This window comes from Vibrio sp. YT-19(2023) (genome assembly GCF_033337395.1).
This window is the reverse complement of sequence record NZ_JAWOQN010000017.1, coordinates 84,375-99,478: the sequence shown is the minus strand read 5'-3', so window position 1 is coordinate 99,478 and position 15,104 is coordinate 84,375. Positions and strand designations below refer to the sequence as shown.

The 15,104-nt window shown below is 41.2% G+C and carries 11 protein-coding genes; 1 reads left to right on the top strand and 10 read right to left on the bottom strand.

Features of this window, described 5'->3' with window-relative positions; all coding sequences use genetic code 11:
• Nucleotides 1-4: 4 nt before the first annotated feature.
• From tssC to tagH, 10 genes are read right to left on the bottom strand one after another with little or no spacing between them, the layout of a single operon-like run.
• Nucleotides 5-1,498, bottom strand: coding sequence for a type VI secretion system contractile sheath large subunit (tssC, locus tag R7E78_RS14365; RefSeq protein ID WP_005375950.1), 1,494 nt, complete (start codon nt 1,496-1,498; stop codon nt 5-7).
• Nucleotides 1,498-2,028, bottom strand: a complete 531-nt coding sequence (gene tssB, locus R7E78_RS14360) for a type VI secretion system contractile sheath small subunit (protein ID WP_005375949.1) — start codon at nt 2,026-2,028, stop codon at nt 1,498-1,500. Before tssB ends, tssC begins: the two co-directional genes overlap by 1 nt.
• A 15-nt stretch (nt 2,029-2,043) precedes the next feature.
• The gene (gene tssA, locus R7E78_RS14355) at nt 2,044-3,159 is read right to left on the bottom strand and encodes a type VI secretion system protein TssA (RefSeq protein ID WP_256902665.1); all 1,116 of its coding nucleotides are present in this window, start codon (nt 3,157-3,159) and stop codon (nt 2,044-2,046) included.
• Nucleotides 3,152-3,946, bottom strand: a complete 795-nt coding sequence (locus R7E78_RS14350; RefSeq protein WP_005375947.1) for a PP2C family protein-serine/threonine phosphatase — start codon at nt 3,944-3,946, stop codon at nt 3,152-3,154. Before R7E78_RS14350 ends, tssA begins: the two co-directional genes overlap by 8 nt.
• A gap of 9 nt (nt 3,947-3,955) precedes the next feature.
• Nucleotides 3,956-4,651, bottom strand: a complete 696-nt coding sequence (gene tagF / locus R7E78_RS14345; protein ID WP_318057981.1) for a type VI secretion system-associated protein TagF — start codon at nt 4,649-4,651, stop codon at nt 3,956-3,958.
• Nucleotides 4,633-8,151 (bottom strand): type VI secretion system membrane subunit TssM, encoded by a 3,519-nt coding sequence (gene tssM / locus R7E78_RS14340; protein WP_318057980.1) that lies wholly within the window; start codon nt 8,149-8,151, stop codon nt 4,633-4,635. Before tssM ends, tagF begins: the two co-directional genes overlap by 19 nt.
• Before the next feature lie 16 nt (nt 8,152-8,167).
• Complete coding sequence (gene tssL / locus R7E78_RS14335; protein ID WP_167416000.1) at nt 8,168-9,460, bottom strand: type VI secretion system protein TssL, long form; 1,293 nt, start codon at nt 9,458-9,460, stop codon at nt 8,168-8,170.
• A gap of 11 nt (nt 9,461-9,471) precedes the next feature.
• Entirely contained in the window at nt 9,472-10,797 is a 1,326-nt protein-coding gene (gene tssK, locus R7E78_RS14330) for a type VI secretion system baseplate subunit TssK (protein WP_080276943.1), read from the bottom strand.
• A 21-nt stretch (nt 10,798-10,818) separates the two neighbouring features.
• Nucleotides 10,819-11,274 (bottom strand): type VI secretion system lipoprotein TssJ, encoded by a 456-nt coding sequence (gene tssJ / locus R7E78_RS14325; RefSeq protein WP_017820223.1) that lies wholly within the window; start codon nt 11,272-11,274, stop codon nt 10,819-10,821.
• Nucleotides 11,275-11,285: 11 nt separating this feature from the next.
• The gene (gene tagH, locus R7E78_RS14320) at nt 11,286-12,479 is read right to left on the bottom strand and encodes a type VI secretion system-associated FHA domain protein TagH (RefSeq protein WP_005375931.1); all 1,194 of its coding nucleotides are present in this window, start codon (nt 12,477-12,479) and stop codon (nt 11,286-11,288) included.
• A 312-nt stretch (nt 12,480-12,791) separates the two neighbouring features.
• On the opposite strand from tagH, the gene R7E78_RS14315 reads away from it, so the two are divergent.
• The gene (locus R7E78_RS14315; protein WP_318057979.1) at nt 12,792-14,942 is read left to right on the top strand and encodes a serine/threonine-protein kinase; all 2,151 of its coding nucleotides are present in this window, start codon (nt 12,792-12,794) and stop codon (nt 14,940-14,942) included.
• Nucleotides 14,943-15,104 lie beyond the last annotated feature (162 nt).

The following is a 15,104-nucleotide window of genomic DNA, read 5'->3' as shown; positions in this document are numbered from 1 at the left end:
TTTCTTATCCACCTGACTGAGGGATCTTGGCCACAAGTCGCAAAGATGTAGTCAGTTCTTCCATTTGCAACCAAGGTTTCAGCCATGCTACGGCATTGTAAGAACCAGGTGCGCCAGGAATTTCCTTAACCTGAACACGAGCGTCTGCTAGAGGGTATTTCGCTCTGATCTCTTGACCACCGCCTTCAGAAGCATTGACGTAACCTAGGATCCAGCGGTTCAGCCAAGACTCAACGTCTTCTGCTTCCATAAAGCTACCAATTTTATCTCGAGCCATTACTTTCAAATAATGCGCAAAACGAGATGTTGCCATCATATAAGGTAGGCGGGCAGAAATGGCCGCATTGGCCGTTGCTTCAGGGGATTCATGGTTCGCTGGTTTTTGACAGGTTTGCGCACCAAAGAACACTGCATAGTTGGTGTTTTTGTAGTGACAAAGCGGTAAGAAACCAAGCTTACCAAGCTCCGCCTCACGTCTGTCGGTAATACCAATCTCTGTTGGGCACTTCATATCAGGGTCGCCATCATCACTCATGAAGAAATGCGTTGGCAAGTTATCCACTCGACCGCCGCCTTCTGCACCACGGATGGCAGTACAAAATCCATATTTTGAAAATGCGTCGGTTAACTTAACACCAAGAACATACGAAGAGTTCATCCAACAGTAGTCGTTATGTTCAGCGTTAACAGCAATACCTGAAACAGGATCTACTTCGAACTCTTCAAACCCAAACTCTTCGACTGGAGCGGTAGCTTGTCCGTATGGCAAACGAGCAAGGACTTTTGGCATCGTCAGACTAACGAAGCGCGAATCGGCACTCTCGCGGAACGAACGCCATTGGGCGTATTCTAGTGATTCAAATACCTTATCTAGGTCGCGTGGTTTTGACAGCTCAGTCCACTCATCAAAGCCGAATAGTGCTGGTGAAGCCGCGGACAAGAATGGAGAGAAGCCAGAAGCCGCTACATTTGACATTAGGCGTAACGACTCAATATCTTCTGGGTGGTTGGTAAACTCATAGTCTCCAATCAATGCACCATACGGTTCACCACCAGCACTACCAAACTCAGACTCGTAAACCTTTTTAAAGATCTGGCTTTGATCAAACTCAACAGCTTTGCTCAAGTCTTTATGTAGCTCTTTCTTGGTCATACTCATCATGCGAACTTTCAGAGTAGAGCTGGTCTCTGAATTCATCACTAGATAATTTAAGCCGCGCCAAGAACCTTCGAGTTTCTGTAATTCTGGGTGATGCATTACTTCAGACAACTGATCAGAAATCTGCCTATCGAGCAAATTAATCGCTTCACGAAAAGTTACTGTTAGGTTTTTGTTCCAAGTAACTGTCCCTTTCATTGCTTCTTCAGCGAGCGTTTTAATCAGCTCCTCAGCACGAGAAGCTTCGGTCTGCTTAGTCGCACCAATAGCTTGATCTAAGAATGAAGTTGTCTGTTCATTAACAGTTGGATCTAACTGTTTTTCAGCTTCAGTCGTCATTATTCCGCTCCTTCAGTACTGTCTGACTTCGCTTTCTTGCCAAGATCTAACTCGCCTGCAAGTCTTGCCAGATTGTCTGTATTGTTCAAAACATCCTCTAGGATATTTTCAAGCTCTTCTGAGCGGTCAACTTTTGTCATCAAATCACGCAGTTTATTACGCGTTTCCATCAATTGGCGTAGTGGATCAACTTGATTTACGATCGCAGCAGGCTCAAAGTCTTGCATTGATTTAAAGTTTAAATCGACCTCAAACTGTGAATCATCATTCGCAAGCTTATTCGCAACTTTAAACTTCACCGATGGATTCATTTTTTTGAGTACATCGTCAAAGTTATCTCGATCGATCTGAATAAAACGGCGGTCTTTTAATGGCTTCAACGCTTCTGTGTTTTGACCAGCGAAGTCACCCATTACACCTACAACAAAAGGCAGTTCTTTCTTAAGAGTCGTACCTTCAGTTTCAACATCATAGGTAATGTGGACACGAGGCTTCCGTACTCGTGATAGTTTCGAGTGGATACTCGTCATACCATTCTCCCTTTATTAATTTTCATTTTGTTCTGCTATGCCAACCAAACGGAAGTAGCTTTTCTTTGCATCCCCGTCGGAGATAAGTTCCGCCAGTAACTCCGGCAGAGGCATCCCACACCAACGAATAATCTGTTCGATGGAGTAAGAAACTGGTGAGTGAGGTTCACTCTCTCGGAAGAAATCAGCTACTTGCTGCAATTGTCTAATTGCCTGCTCTCGTGATTTCATGTTTGTCGCTAATAATGCATCACAACTTTGTGAACTTAACGGTTGTTCAGAAGAAGATTCATCAAGATCCTCTAGCTCTTCAAACACGGCTTGTGGTTGATTGAAACGATCTCCTAGAAGGTGCTTTAATGCCGAGTGTATTGATTCGAGTCTTTTTGATATATAAGAGCTAGGAGTCACATCACCGACCGCTTCGTCTAATCGCTGACTGAACTCATTAAATGATTCTGTAGCGAACTCCAAATCCGTGATTAATTCTCGATAAAACGTATCAGAAGTCGACTTAACCGTAGTTGTAATTTCAGATAGCTCAACAGCCCCAAGCTCGACTCGATTTCGGCGCTTATCTTCGTCTAAGCGCTCAAGCTCTATAGCTTGCTGATATTCCCAATAGGCATAAGCTTGCTCCACGCCTAAGTCAGTCAATGGTATACAAGCAATTGGAAAAATAAGTGTTCCTTCACTATCGATACCATTGAGGCCAATAATCGCCGATATTCTTGTCTCAATACCATCTTCATCAGGCATTGGGTACAGATCATCCCAAAAGTTCTCAATTAAACTGGTTGCGAGTTTGTAGCCAACGCCCATACCACGAAAACCATACAATCGAGTTAGGGCTTCTATAAGCCAGGCAACAAATTCCAAATCTTTAGACTGATTCGTGAGTATTTCTGGGACATCTTCAATAAATACTCGCCATAAATTACTGTGGGTATAGATACTTTCTTCTTCTATAAGAGCATTACGTTCAGCGTTGCGGGCGGCCATACGCTGATCTTTCAACCGATAGTAAGCAGACTGTGGTGATACATCCTCTCTAGGATCAACACCTGTAGGATTTTCTTGAGATATAGGGGCCAACGCTTGTTCATACCAATCAAACATTTCATTACTCATAAGCTCTCCCTCTTAGAAAGACAGGTATTGTCGCGTCTTCTCTAGTTACTGTTTCGCACTCCGTTTGCGCTTGGCGAACTTTGATCAAAGCACAAGTTACGTTATCACTTGCGCCCCGAACCAAAGCCGAATGCATGAGTGCTAATCCAGCTTGGTTGACTGAGTCTGCATACAATGTCCGATGAATTTCATCACTCGTAAGTTCCTTAGAGAGTCCATCGCTACAGAGTAGAAACTGATCGCCGTCAGCCAACTGCCCTGAAACTTGATCAATAGTGACACTTTCGTCGACCCCAACAGCTCTGGTAATAACATTTGCAAGAGGGTGAGATTCGGCATCTTCAAATGCCAATAAGCCCTGATCCACTAAGTCCATGACTTGACTATGATCACGTGTTTTTTGGACAAAATTACCACTTCTAAGCTGGTAAATTCGGCTATCCCCCACCCAAAGACAGTGGTAATACCCATCCTGAATAAACAACAAAACAAGTGTTGTTCCCATCGTTTTACCGTCTAAGTGATTTTGTGCGTATTGGTAAATTTCTAAGTTCGCTTCTTGAACCACTCTTCGGATATCATCGATATTAGTATTGGAGACATCCTGCATGTGGCGCGCGACTCTATCCACTAGCATCTGGCTTGCTATATCGCCAGCACTGTGTCCACCCATTCCATCGGCAACCACCCAAATATGCTGCTCTGTCATATCCAACAGAGCATCCTCGTTATAAGGGCGTACTTTTCCTGCGTGCGATTTAGCAAAGGTAAAATAGTTCCAATTCATTCTTCTATCCTACCAATTCCACTTTTTCCAGCCGCCATCAAGCATGGCTGAAAACTGACCAATTGAAGGAAATCCACTCGTAATGAACATGCATGGTTCAACCTTCGTTGAACCTTCAGTCCACCAAAAACATGGTTTACTCAATTTTTCTTTAATGAGGTAATTCAAAAGCGTATTTTGATCAGTATTGCCGTGATCATGAAAAACTGTAGATATTTGGCTTTGATAAAGAAACTCTAGAGGCCTCACTTCACTTGTTACATTCGCAACGAGTTCATTTTTTTCTTGAGTACTCTTATGCCAAACATCAAAGACAAAGTCGTCCTCAAGTACTGAAAGAGCAAGAGCGGCACTGTCCTCGGTCCAAGCTCTGTCACCCCAATATTGCACAGCTTCACCTTTTACGGCACGAGCTATAGTAAAGAAAAAGTATCTACCGCATGCATCAACACTAGGAATCATGCTACCAATGTAGGTTGAGTCTTCTAAATAGCTGATATCCAAAGCAAAGTGCCACACAGGAGCCGTTAAAAAGAGCTCATTCCAGCTTTCACCCAGTTGTTCCCTGCTGACTGCAATAACCGCCTGTTGCCAATCATGCCAACGCTCCGAGAAATCTTGTGATAAACCATCTTTCACAAAGTCCCCTTTTGCAGGCATTTTACCGATATAGCCCCAGCCTGATGTTATAAGGTTCGTGGACATCTGAACCTCTCCATTTCATTTGACCAAAACGGATTAATGGCACTAGAAGGAATAAGCTCTAGCTGCACCTTATTTCCCTTTAAATCAATCATAACTATATTGTCTTTACGCGATTCTGGCCTTGCTTTAAGTGATTGATCCAAAAGCTTGAATATGCCCCACTCACCTTCATAGGTATGCGCAATTTCGCGTTTAGATTCAGGTGGTGTGAACACAATTCGAGTCTGATCTTGACCGGCAGGCCAACTCAACGATTTAGCTCTTGCTGGTCCATGCTTATAAACCAAATCTTGTCCACCCAACTCTAAGACAAATCGAGTAATGTGCTGGTCTAGATAAACAGGCTTCATCCCAAACTCTACGCGTAATGAATTATCAGATTCAAAGAAAGACTGCCTGATACGTTGCGCTCTTTGAAAGACCATTAGTGTTTCTGGACGAACTCCAATTTCCTTTTCTAATCGCCAACGACTTTTCGAAGTATCCACAAACGGTTCGAGGTATTCTTGGAAGAATGCGTCAAGCGTACCTCCATAACCAAAGAATCGCTTAAAGTCTTTCAATCTAACTTCTCTGCTCGCGTTGGGCTCGAATGGATATCTGCCAGCAATAGTCCGCTGATAAGGGCGGACCACCTGTGTTACCCAAAGTTGATTTAGATGATCCTTCGAACCGCTCTCCGCAAACTTAACCGACTCTTGAGAAAGCTCACCTAGCCATTGATTAAATGGTCTCGGCAAAAGTTCTTTAGCACGAGCGAAGGAAGCTGCGACATCTTGTGTAACGGTTCCATCTAAAATACTTTTGTAGGCAATTTTCTGATTGTTACCAGAGCTTGATAAGTCACTTAAATACGAACGCAAGTTAACCATTGCTTGTTGAATATCATCAAAGTCTTGCTCACCAAGGCGTAAAATCTCTGAGAAATGTGATTCGACTTCTTTACCTGGCAGAGCAACATTGAAACCGTTTTCTTCAGGTAAATACATGTCTAGTCTATCTGCCGTATTTGAAAACTTAACTTTGGCAACTTTACCAGCAACTTCAGAAGCGGCTTTTTGATTTTCTGACAATGATACTTTTGATAGAGCAACCTCTTTTTGGATTGCTCTCAACAAAGATTCGATTGGTCTTTCAACTCCAGATAAAACCCTCGCTTGCTCTGTCGCAAGTTCTAGGCTCGGAGCCTGCTTCAATTGAATATCTTCGATCAACGTTTTCCATTCATTAACATAATCTTGATAGTATCGAGACTGAACGCCTTGGATGGCACTATCTTGATCAATTTCATGAGCCTTAAGATCGTCACCATAAACCCAGTTCTCTTCCATTAGGCTTTTTACTGTACGGTTGATCTGAATCTGAAAAATGCTATGAAAACCATTGTACGTGTAGAAACCCGAAATGCCTTGTGATAGCGGTTTTCCACTAGCTCGCTCGAACTGCTCAAGCCCTTTAGGTCCCAATACATCAGTCAAGCGAAATGAAGGTACATGACTCTTAGAAAATTGTATTTTCATTCGCTGATAAGCACGTTCAGGTAGAGACATTTGAGTCAACACTTCTCGAGCACTCGTCACGGCAGCAGTGTTGTAAGTAAAGCCTTGTCCATCGTTGCCTAATAAATATTGAGTGTGCTGTAGCAAGCGTCTTCTTAAGTCTGCGTTTAGCTCACCCGGATATTGACGTTCGAAATAAAAGTTAAACCAAGCCAACACTTCATCTTGTTGATATTTGTCTGGATTGAATAACATCAAATACGTTTTTAACGTTTCGTACAAATACTCACGATGCTGTTGATTGCTCTCCATTTCTGACACCAGGCTATCAAGAAGCAAAGGGGCGAAATATTGGGTCAAAGCATCAGAATATGCATTGTTTGCCGCCTGAGATACTTTGTCTCCTTGATAGAGACCAAACCTCTTTACAGAGTCGGCATCACCGTAGTTGCTTTGCTTTCCGAGAGGAAGCGTCATCAACCTATCTAATGTTTCTACAGCTGAAACAATATCCGCTTCAAAATCTAAACTTTGAGCGCCAATCAGTGCATCAATATGGCTAGCTTGTTCATTGGTATCGACAATTAACTGTGAGTTCCACTTATAACTCATAAACCAAAGCGCAGAAGCTCCTAGCAGTAGCGTTGTACATCCAATGTAAACACCTCGACGCATCCAACCTGACTGCTTTTGATAGTGACGATTAACTGTTCCTAACAGTTGCTCTTTGAAAATAACCTTGTCAAAAAGATTCTTTACGAAATAACTATGAGAACCAGTCTGACTCTTTGCTAGAGCTAATCGATTTAACCCAAGTCCATTGGTTGATTCATTCATCAGCTTATCGACTGGTAAGCCTTCTTGAACCGAACTCAACATAAACACACCACGAATCAAGGCAGGCTCTTCAAAACTGTTTTGTGCAAAAATTTCAGCTAAAAACTCGTCAAGATTAGCTTGTAGCACTCTTAATTGCTTTGGAAATTCAAAGATAAGTGCGCGTTTATCTAAATCGTCCTCAGTTTCAAGTATTCTAAGCATACGGGCATCAAGACGCTCCAACATGCCATGAAATTCTTTGTTGAATAGAGAAATAACGCCTCTTTCATCATCCACTTCACGAGGGAACATGAAACCAAATAATTCCTCTCGCTCTTCCTTACTTAAATCGGCAAAGAACTCATTGAAACCGGCAACTAAATCCATTTTGGTGAGCAATACGTAAATCGGAAACTGCATGCCTAACTGGTTCTTCAGTTCTTGAAGTCTCGACTTAATTGCTCGAGCATGAAGACTTCGCTCGGTTCGAGTCTGAGACATCACGCTGGCTAAACTTATCGTAACAATCGCACCATTAATTGGTCTTTGCGTTCTATACTTTTTCAACAATCCTAAGAAACCATGCCACGCTTTAGAGTCGACCTTTTCTTGACTGTCTTGTGTCGTATACCGGCCTGCCGTATCTATAAGAACTGCTTTATTTGCAAACCACCAATCACAGTGGCGAGTGCCACCTACACCGGCAATAGAGTCAGAGCCAAGGCTGTCTCCTAATGGAAACTCTAACCCCGACTGCTTTAATACGGTTGTTTTCCCCGTTCCAGGAGGGCCAATCAACACATACCACGGTAAGTCATACAAGCTTCTCTTGCCTTTGTGTGTTTTCGTCACTACTTTGACAGCTTGCTCAATACGCTCGCGCATTAAGTCAATTTCACTTGCTGCTTCTTTATCTGATTGGCTATCAACCTCAAGCAACGTTTGAATACTTTCGTCTTCTTTCACCTTTTGCTTATGCTGCTTGGTAACGTTAAATATCGCCCAAAGCAACACCAACACTAGAATAGTGACTAGCCGTTGAAAGTCACTCTTTAGGGGCTCATATCCCGCTATCGCAATAAGTGGACCAACAACCCAAATGAAAATAGAACAAGCAGCGACACCGATAAGACCGAGAAACCATCTTTGAGTAAATATTCTGCCAATTTCTTTAATACGCATCTCTATCTACCTATTATTAATTCGCGACAAGAAGGTCGATTTCAATCCGGCGGTTAATAGCTCGGTTTTCATCACTACTGTTTTCAACTAATGGTCTTGCATCCCCCAATCCCTCGGGTATCACTCGCCCTTCTAATGCACTATTCGAGATCAGTTGTTCAGACATAGCAGTGGCTCGAGCTAATGATAGGTGCCAGTTCGAGGGATATTTACTCGTGAAAATAGGCCTATCGTCGGTGTGACCAGTAACAATGATCTTGCCTTGGGTCGACTCCAATGTTCTCGCAAGCTTAGAAATAACGGGTTGGATGTAAGCGACAACATCAGCACTACCTGATTCAAATAGATCTTGAGACTTTAACGAAATTCTTACCCTGTCTTGCAGCGGCTCAACATTGATTAGCCCCTTACCGATCTCAGTTGCTAGATACATTGAAATCTTTTCTGCAATTGGCGCTGATTTTGATTCTGACGTTGCATCTTGGTTAAGTTGTTGCGGTTGAATCAAATTGACTAATTGAGAAAAGGTGCGATTGGATGCCTTATTTAGCTCATAGCTAAAATACATATATATGCAGACCAATAATGCCGCCGTTACAGAACATACAACCCAAAGAGGGGCTCTATCAGAAGCCTTTGAGCCATTCAAAATGTGTTGGTCGATACTATTACTTAGCTCCTGAGGGACTCCTCTCCCATAAGACTTAAGAGTAGCAATAACCTGTCTTCTCAATTTCCGGTGCGATTCCAGTCCATTTTTTTCTAAACGGTATTGACCCAGAAACCCGAGAGATAAGCACACATACATTAGTTCAAGCAAATCTAAGTTCGCATCTGGTTTCGCCATGCACTTATCAAGATGCTTAAAAAACGCTTCCCCACCTTGACTGCTAGCATAGAAGGAGCTAAGTAATGAATCGTGACTCCAGAATGAATGCCCACCCCAATTGGTGTTAAGGACAACTTCATCTAGTGAACAGCATAAACAATAACGAGCTGTATCAATGGTATCCAAATCAACGTCATGCTGACGTAATCGGTTCTCATAATCTCTAAGCTTTTGTGCCAATGTCTCTTTTAGAAACAACGGATCGGAATGAGTCGCTGTCGACCGAATTTGACCGATAATAGATAACAGGCCATTCGCCTCTGCTAGTAGAGAGTTACTCCCATAAGCGACCACTGAATCATTGTTCACCAATTCAGGGCTTTTTGAGATAACTACGGTATTATCCACAGACTTTTCTGATTGTGGTTTCGATGCGGGTGCTCTTCCACCCGGTGTTGGTTTTACTATCGTTTGTTCCATACAGAGCGCGCCTATTGATTAATACTCCAAAGCTCAAGTTCAGCATTAGGAAAATGCCCTGATAGGTGAAGCGCAATACCGCCACTATCTTTTAGCCTCATCCAAAATGGCCCTTTCTTGACAACTTCGAAATAGACATAGCCCGTTTGGTAAGGAATCTGTCTCGGGACGACACTCAACGGCACTACGTTTATACCGTTGATCTGATTATTAATTAGATCGCGAATCTGTTCTGCCGGGCCAAACTTGAGTTGCGCTGGGACCAGGCGTCTTATTTCATCTGTTGTGGTATCTGCTTTAATTGCTAGCACAAATTGGCATGACTCAAGCAAGCGTTTATCTGGAAGCGGCGTCACTTGAATACCGTATTGGCGAGGCTCCAACGGAAGTTTGGTCGCAGTTTGGTCAAGAACAACACTGAGGTACTGACTGAGTATCTGATTCAACTCGCTATAAACACTTGATACATCTAAGTGATCATACGCAAGCAAACTTGGGACTCTTTTAGTTTTATTAGAAAAAGTGGCTAACTCACCAATGTAACCTTTAAGTGTCGTCGCTAATTCCAGTGGATGTAACCTATCTAACTCACTGAAATGCTTTAACTTCGCCTCATATCGGTTCAACATTTGGAGCATGATGAAATCAACAGCAGATGCCGATGCAGATTTGCCCTTAATCAAGCGCTGCGCAATAACGTCAGCACGCATCTTTGTCATCGCGATAACGTTACGTAGATAAGCTGACATAACTTTATCGCTAAGGAGATTGATAAGCGGAGGAACGTACTCATCGTCTAGTATAACTTCCCCTTCAGGAGTTACCTCTTTGATCCTTAAGATAGGTAACTCCACATAACCCGCTAATTTGTCATTACTCGCTTTCAACTCTAGGTTAAGGGCTGCAACTTGGATGGTTTCTTCATCTTGTCCTGTAAGGTTATCTATCACGTCGATATCTTGAAGTACATAACGAGAGACGATCGATTCGCTTACATCCGAAACGTTTTTACCTGTAACACTTGAAAGAGGGAGAGTTATTTTTACTAACGTATTTTCAGTGTTTTTATCAATAAGTAGAGGCGAAACTGAATCGTTGGATATTAACGTATTAACCAACGTCATATCTGGCAAAACAGCTTCAAGATGCTCAAGTTCAATAAGACCATCTTTTAGCGCGTGTTTTTTTACTCGACATTTCCAAACTCCCCAATTGTAAGCCCCACCTAACTGATGTAAGCCCTTGAATTCTTGAGAGGTTGCGCGTTCTTGTTGTTGGAAGTGCTGGGGACGTAAAAACATTCCTTCGCACCAAGCCGTCTTGGAGTATTGCGTCATTTATAATTAGCCAACTAAACGTTATTTAACGACCAAAGACAGATCTTCTAACAATACTTGATATGTGTTGTAACCGGTCTTATCCACTTTAATGACTTGTCGCCAATTTGAGTTTTCAATATCTCGAAACGCTACGACAATGCCTAAATATTCTGTCTTTGGAGACATACTTGCTTGATATGTTTCTTTCTGACCTGGAGTTAATGAAACTTCATATTTATTCACTAAATCAGGTCCTAAGACTTTTTCACTTTCTTCATAAATAGAAAAAAAGTCCTGGCTTTCGAAAATGGTATTTGACGTTAATTCAAATACATACACCACTACAGGAGAAGGCCTGCCGTTTGAATCAGGATTAATGTTATGACTTGCTGCTATTTCTAAATCTGAGTATGGATCAACAACTAGGTTCGCTGCTGAGCACCCAAATAAAGCCATTGAAATTAATAACAAAATATATTGGTAAAACTTTTTCATCACCCTAATTCCTAGCCTTTGTTTTTTAATGCTAATTCATAGTGCTTAGCGAAGTCTTCTAAATAGAACGGAGACTCTTTATTGATAATATCATCGGATAGCTTTTCATGAATATCCTCAAACCTCTTCCAACTTTGAGCATATTTCCTAGCTGGAATAACCTTATTAATAACCGTGTCTTTCGCTAAAGCATCTGAGTATATAGAAGTAGGTTCAACAAGTGACATAACACTCGAAACCGTACCTTCAACACCTTTCATTAAGGCTTGCTCATGACTTTCGATGTCATTAAATGCTTCTTTAATGGCTGCATTTGGTTTTAAGAAGCTAGCGGTTTGACGGTTATATAGGTTATGAATCGCATCTTCTAAGTTTGCAGAAAACTTTAAAGGGTTATTTTCTGACTTACGAAATGCGGTATGACTAAGTCGATTTGTTTGTTTAAACACTGCTCTGTTATGCAGTGTTTCCATTAAACCAACTAGCATCAAAGAAAATGACTCCCCCAGTTGTTCGAACCATTCCTCTCGGTTATCGCTGGGAATCATCATTGGATCTATACCCACCCCTCTAACAAAAGCCGCAAGTTCACCCCCATTGGTATCAAAGTTGGGAGTCGATAGGTGTTCTGATTGTCGGTTAACTTTCGGTAAAGTTTCAGATACGGTGCTCTGTTTTTCGGGCTTTGGGATATCAATAAAATCATCGACTAAACCAATATCTAGCTGAAAGTCAGAAGGAACACTTTCGTTTAAGAGTTCACTAGCACTAAGGCCTAGGTCAACAAATTCTGCTTCCGATGGACTTGAGACTACTTCAGGGGGTGCGCTAGAAAGACTTTTACTTGTCTCAAGACTGAATACATCTGTATCTGTTTGAATAGAAACTGAAATTTGATAATCCCCTAAGCTAACCATATCGTCATCGCTTAGTGCTATTTCATTTCCTTGACCCACAGGAGTTACAGCATTATTTACAAAAGTACCATTAGTTGAGAGGTCTTTTATCAAGTATTTGTCACCAAACTTAATCAGTTCTCCGTGGGTTCCGGATACCACTCTTTCAGGATCTGGTAGTGTCCAATCACATTGTTCAGACCTACCAAATGTAACCTTGGCATGTTCATCACTTGATTCAAACACGAACTCACTCTCAATCTCTGGAGTAAATTTGTGAAAACTTGTTATGGTTAAAACCAACTTCATGTAAACCTCACCAAAGACCTGCTAGATATTATTTTTAATTTTATTATTAACTACTTTCTTATTAACAGTAAGATTAATAAAAATCTTAATACTGCCATTGAAAATCATGCACGGAATAATGAATCATTTTTTTATCAAAGCAATCACGTATTGTTCAACAATTTTAATTATCCAACCAAGTTCAAATTTTTGACACTTAGACTTTCATCAATAAAAAAACGAATGTTAGTTTGGCCGAGAAATTCTAACATAATGACTTTTCATTGAGCAGAAAGGTATATATTCCCCCATCATTTATACGGAGTTCTTGTGATGGAAGACAGTAATAAAAACAATTCTATAAATAACGAAGAAAGCGGAGATAAAACTAAAATTGTAAAGACTCAAAAACGAGACAATGCAATTAAATCAACCAAACTCACTAATAATGAAACCTCCGTTAAAAATAAAAATGAAACAAATACAAAACTGTCTCAAAAAGAAAACACTCCGTTAGTTAATAAGAAAAAAAACAATAAAGATGACTCATTAAATAATAACAAAGATGTTATTAACGAAAGCTTAATAGGAGCGACCGTTAAAAATCGGTATGAAATTGAGTCGGTTATTGGGCATGGTGGGCTTTGCGATGTTTACTTAGCTAAAGATAGGATTCTTGAATCTTCAGGTTCAGAAACACCCTACGTTGCGTTAAAAATATTACAGAAAGAGTTTGCTTCTCAACCAGAGACTGCACGCATGTTAATACGTGAAGCTCAACAAACTCAAAGGTTAAGCCACCCTAATATCATTAGGGTTTTTGATTTTGGTGTTGATGGCGAAATATACTTTTTAGTTATGGAGTATATTAACGGAGAAACATTAGAGAGTTTAATACAGCGTTCTAGGCCCCATGGGCTGAAGTTTAATGCAACTTTATCAATCCTAAATCAGGTACTCGATGCACTCTCATATGCTCACTCTCTTGGTGTAGTGCACGCCGACCTAAAGCCCGCTAATGTGATTTTAACGTCTGAGGGTAACGTTAAGTTGCTTGATTTTGGTGTATCTAAAACTCATCAATTAAAGCAGGATCAATATGCGGCTAAACGTAAATCCGAAAATGTTGAAACGCTTGGTTATACTCCCAACTATGCATCACTCAACCTGTTATCCGGTAAGGAACCGAACTTAAGCGACGATATGTTTGCTCTATTTTTTATTGCTTACGAGCTATTGAGTTGCAAACACCCTTACGCAAGAACTCCAGTTAATGAAGCTCTCAAAAAGAAGATCAAGGTCTCTAAACCAACTAACATGCCTGCATCTAAGTGGCCAATATTTTCAAGCGTATTTTCAACTGGCATCATTCCGAACGAGCTGACCCCTGAGCAGTTGAAACGCAAATTGAATATGCGCTATTGGCCTATCGCTAGCGGCGCGGCAGCGAGTATATTATTAGTTAGCGGCATTGTATTTGGTTATCAGCAGCAACAAGAAACCATCGCCAATTTGGAAACCGTTATTAGCAAGCAAAATGATCAAATTGCCGGACAAGAGTGGCAGCTTGATACGCCAGCAGAAAAAAGTTTGGCACTGATTGATAGTGAAAAAAGCTTACATCCAGTCGTTAAGGCTGGCTTATTACGCTTACACAAGACCTATATTCTCAGCGAGTTTGAATCTGAAATTGATCAGGTTTTGAATTCTGATGCCAACAACTACCCGAATTATGATGAAATTGAGTCCATACTTGATAAAGCAAAAACCTACTACCCTGACTCACATAAAATAGAAGTTCTTGCCTTAGATATTCAGTCAAGCAAGCACTCCACGTTACTTTCGATAGCAAGGCAAATCAACAGTCAACTTGAAAAGTCTCGGTACAGTAAAGAAGACGGCAGTAAATCCATCTATGAGCTCAAGGATGAGTTAAATCAGATTCATCAAGGTTATCCTTTCACGCCAAGTTCGTTATCTAGCGATGTTTTCGGTCAGCACCTCACTGAAGCACTCCAAAAGAAAGACGCAGCTGCACTTGTTGCTCTTATTAAGGTTGGGAACACCTTCTTTTCAAACGTAGAAGAGCATCAAGAGAACTTACAGATAAGTAATGCGATGAAAGATGCAGTGCTGGAAATGAAATTATATGAGACAGCGCTAGATTCCAACAGCCCTCTACCGTTTCCAGAAGATGCCGCTAGAATCCTGTTCCAAAAAGAGTTTGAAAACTTTTATTCTCGCCTAGAAAAGGCAAGGACGACAACTCATCTCGATAACTTGGTGAAGGATGTGGATCTGTTCTCGAAAAACTTTCCTATTGGTTTTCAGGATGTTAACGATTTAAGATTCAAAACTGCTGATAAATACTTACGCTTCTCCGATATATTACTTAATAAGCGAAGGACTTCAAGCGCAAGACGCGCTATGAAGAAAGCCAACGAGCTTATGAAGCAAATAGAACAGGACTCTAAGCAAAGCTAGTAATACAAAAGGGACGCGAGTCCCTTTTTTGCCGCAGATCACTTGCCAATATGCAACTAGATTGCTAATTTATACTTGTACTTAATGAGGAGAGTTAGCCTTAGTCAAAGTTGGCGAACGTCTGGCGTCCGTATGTAACAATAGCCTTAAACTAGGACTGCA

Bases quoted from the DNA above. Each gene is read 5' to 3' on its own strand.
- tssC (WP_005375950.1), bottom strand. From the start codon at position 1,498: ATGACGACTGAAGCTGAAAAACAGTTAGATCCAACTGTTAATGAACAG.
- tssB (WP_005375949.1), bottom strand. From the start codon at position 2,028: ATGACGAGTATCCACTCGAAACTATCACGAGTACGGAAGCCTCGTGTC.
- tssA (WP_256902665.1), bottom strand. From the start codon at position 3,159: ATGAGTAATGAAATGTTTGATTGGTATGAACAAGCGTTGGCCCCTATA.
- R7E78_RS14350 (WP_005375947.1), bottom strand. From the start codon at position 3,946: ATGAATTGGAACTATTTTACCTTTGCTAAATCGCACGCAGGAAAAGTA.
- tagF (WP_318057981.1), bottom strand. From the start codon at position 4,651: ATGTCCACGAACCTTATAACATCAGGCTGGGGCTATATCGGTAAAATG.
- tssM (WP_318057980.1), bottom strand. From the start codon at position 8,151: ATGCGTATTAAAGAAATTGGCAGAATATTTACTCAAAGATGGTTTCTC.
- tssL (WP_167416000.1), bottom strand. From the start codon at position 9,460: ATGGAACAAACGATAGTAAAACCAACACCGGGTGGAAGAGCACCCGCA.
- tssK (WP_080276943.1), bottom strand. From the start codon at position 10,797: ATGACGCAATACTCCAAGACGGCTTGGTGCGAAGGAATGTTTTTACGT.
- tssJ (WP_017820223.1), bottom strand. From the start codon at position 11,274: ATGAAAAAGTTTTACCAATATATTTTGTTATTAATTTCAATGGCTTTA.
- tagH (WP_005375931.1), bottom strand. From the start codon at position 12,479: ATGAAGTTGGTTTTAACCATAACAAGTTTTCACAAATTTACTCCAGAG.
- R7E78_RS14315 (WP_318057979.1), top strand. From the start codon at position 12,792: ATGGAAGACAGTAATAAAAACAATTCTATAAATAACGAAGAAAGCGGA.